This is a genomic window from Oleiphilus sp. HI0117 (genome assembly GCF_001635235.1).
This window is the reverse complement of record NZ_LWGA01001119.1, coordinates 1-2987: the sequence shown is the minus strand read 5'-3', so window position 1 is coordinate 2987 and position 2987 is coordinate 1. Positions and strand designations below refer to the sequence as shown.

Genomic DNA, 2987 nt, shown 5'->3' with positions numbered 1-2987 from the left:
CAAAAAACTTATCAAAGATACCTGTTAAGTATGGTGAGCCAATCTCGTCTAGCCCTTTAAAACGTGGAGCCAAGCTTCCTTGGGACACACTCCCTTGATAAAAGTAGTGACAATTAGAGCCCGCCTGCCTAAGTTTTACTTGATCAACCAAAAAGCCCTGTTCAGCTAAACTGTCAATAAGCTCAACAAAACCTTTTTCACCTTCTTTAACAATATAAAAATCAATACACGGATACCGTTCCCAGAAATCCGTCATTTCTAATTCAGTTAGGCCGTAATTAGGCCCTCCGAAAACAACAACAGTACTGGGTGAGAACTCTTTAATCTTTTGCGCAAATTCAATCGATAAATTTAAATTCCAAGAATAATTTGAAAAACCAATTACATCCGGAAACTTATCTTGGCAAGCTCGATTTAAGTCTTCTGGGTACTTAAAAACCTCTATGTCGTACAGCCCAGGCCGAACCTTTTCAAGATAAGAAGCTATCAATCCAATAGCCAAGGGAAAAACGTTTGAAGCAATGCTTTGCCCTGTATGGGTTAAGTCAGCTAGGTATATCGTTTTCTTAGACATATTTTTGAACCTTAGGTCTATTGGAGCTAAGTGATTAACCATTTAATCAATAGCTAACACTTAACCCACCAACCCCAGATGTTTCATCCATTTTACAGTGTAGCAATTGTCACTACTTTTATCAAGGGAGTGTGTCCCAAGGAAGCTTGGCTCCACGTTTTAAAGGGCTAGACGAGATTGGCTCACCATACTTAACAGGTATCTTTGATAAGTTTTTTGATAACATTCTTATTCCAATGATTCATACTACGAGAGGGTGCCCCTTTGCTTGTACCTTCTGTACAGAGGGAAATGAATACTACTCTAAAGTCGCTCAGCGAACGATGTTAAAGGATGAATTAACATATATCGCCGAAAGAGTGGATGACGTTCCTGACATTCTAATTAGTGATGCAAACTTTGGAATGTTTAAACAAGATCGTGAAAAAGCAGCGCTTATCGCAGATACTCAGTTAGAGTATGGGTGGCCAAAACGAATATTGGTCTCGACCGGGAAAAATCAAAAAGAAAGGGTGTTGGAAGTTGCCTCAATACTAAAAGGCTCCCTGAGTGTTGCAGCATCTTTGCAAACCACAAATGCAGAAGTTTTAGATAACATTAAAAGAGCAAACATTTCATCTGACGCACTTTCAGAAATAGTTAAAAATGCACAGAAAACCGAGTCGAATACCTACACTGAAATCATTCTAGGTTTACCAGGTGATACTCTAGAAGCACATATTGAGTCTCTAAAAAGCGTTGTCGATGCGGGTTTTAATATCGTAAGAATGTATCAAATGATACTTTTGCCACAGACTGAAATGGCAGAGCCCGAATCACGACGTAAATTCAATTTAGAAACCAAATTCCGTATTAATCCAAGAAGCTTTGGCCAATATCAATTTTTTGATAAAGAGTTTTGCTCTGTGGAGTTTGAGGAAATCTGCATTGCAAATAGTACCTTATCTCATAAGGAGTACTTGGATTGTAGAGAGTTAAATTTGTCTATAGAAGTGTTCCATAACTCTGGAATGTTTAAGGAGCTGCAAGGGCTTCTTTTGTATCTAGGAATTTCATGGTTTGAGCTGATATATCAATCATACAACAAGGTTAGAAAGCAGAGTCATGTGTTGAATGAACTGTATAACAAGTTTAGGGAAGCTAGCAGTTTCGGGTTGTGGGACACTCAAGACGAATTATTAGAAGCCTTTCATCAGGACCCAGAAAAAATAATTAATAATACTGATGGTACGAATGAAATGGTTATGGGTAAAGCATTGGCGGTATTCAATTATCAACAAGAACTCCATGAGTTGATTTATAGTGAAGCTAAATACTTGATTAAAAAGGTGAACAAGTGGTCCGATGTTTACGATGTCTATTTGGATGACTTGAAGCAAATCAGTTTAATGAAAAAGAATGATTTTCTAAGTATGGATAAGCAATATTCATTCGATACAAATTTCGATTTAAAAGGTATTCAGTCGCATGATTATTTAGTCGACCCTGATAGGTATTTTATGGAACGGAAAAACAGAATAGATATTCAGCATACACCGGGGCAATCTGATTTAATTCAAACCTATATTAAGCAATATGGTTGTGAAACGATTGAAGGAAAAGGGCGTATTTTAATGCGAGCTCCAATTCATGAATTGTACCGAACTGCTGTAACCCATCATGGAAGTTAAATAGAATCATGATAGATTTGAAAGTATTTAAAAATAAGAATGTATTGATTATCGGCAGCGCAAAGGGGTTTGGTAAAGAGTTGGCTTTTCAGCTTAACGAGGGAGGAGCAAATCTATTTTTACTCGATAAAGAGCCCCAAGAAGAAACTCTAGCTCGGGCAAAGTATTTTATCTTTGATGCAGAGAGTTCTACGCCCTGTTATGAGCAACTGGTCTCTGAGCTGGCAGGTGGCCTAGATGCGATGATTTACATTGTTCGTGGAAGAGGCGCAGGTGATGTAGAGTCCTTAACATCTGAGCAGTGGGATAGTGATATCAACCTCTCCTTAAAGTCAGCTTTTTTTCAGATTCAAAGCTTACTTCCAGCATTGAAAGAGAACTCATCTGAGGCAAGCATACTTTTAGTTTCTTCAATTTGTTCTAGTTTAGTTGGTTCAGAAAGTATTACCTACCACCTCGCAAAAGCAGGTATAGATCAGTTAACGCGCTACCTTGCAATTCATCTGGGGAAATATAATATTCGAGTGAATGCTGTTCAGCCCGGTTTTCTCGTTCATAACGAGCACAAAAGCCGGTTTTACGGAGAGGACAACCTGGAATATAGAGAGCTTGCCTGCGGTCTGCACCCCCTCCGAAAAATTGGCCATGATATTGATATAGCAAATCCTTGTTTGTTCCTTTTGTCTGAAGCATCTGCCTTTATTACGGGCCAAGTTCTATGTATTGATGGTGGGTTGACTGTT

The 2987-nt window shown here is 38.5% G+C and carries 3 protein-coding genes; 2 read left to right on the top strand and 1 reads right to left on the bottom strand.

What is annotated here, in order from left to right:
• A partial coding sequence (locus A3757_RS20065) for a cobalamin-dependent protein (RefSeq protein ID WP_197470155.1) occupies positions 1–574 on the bottom strand: 574 nt, incomplete at its 3' end.
• A 146-nt stretch (positions 575–720) separates the two neighbouring features.
• Here A3757_RS20065 and A3757_RS20060 point away from each other — a divergent pair.
• Positions 721–2244 carry a radical SAM protein gene (locus tag A3757_RS20060; RefSeq protein ID WP_197470154.1) on the top strand — a complete coding sequence of 508 codons (1524 nt, stop codon included), beginning with the start codon at positions 721–723 and terminating at the stop codon, positions 2242–2244.
• A gap of 8 nt (positions 2245–2252) precedes the next feature.
• Positions 2253–2987 (top strand): SDR family NAD(P)-dependent oxidoreductase (locus A3757_RS20055; RefSeq protein WP_068740169.1); only part of this gene is annotated, 735 nt, incomplete at its 3' end.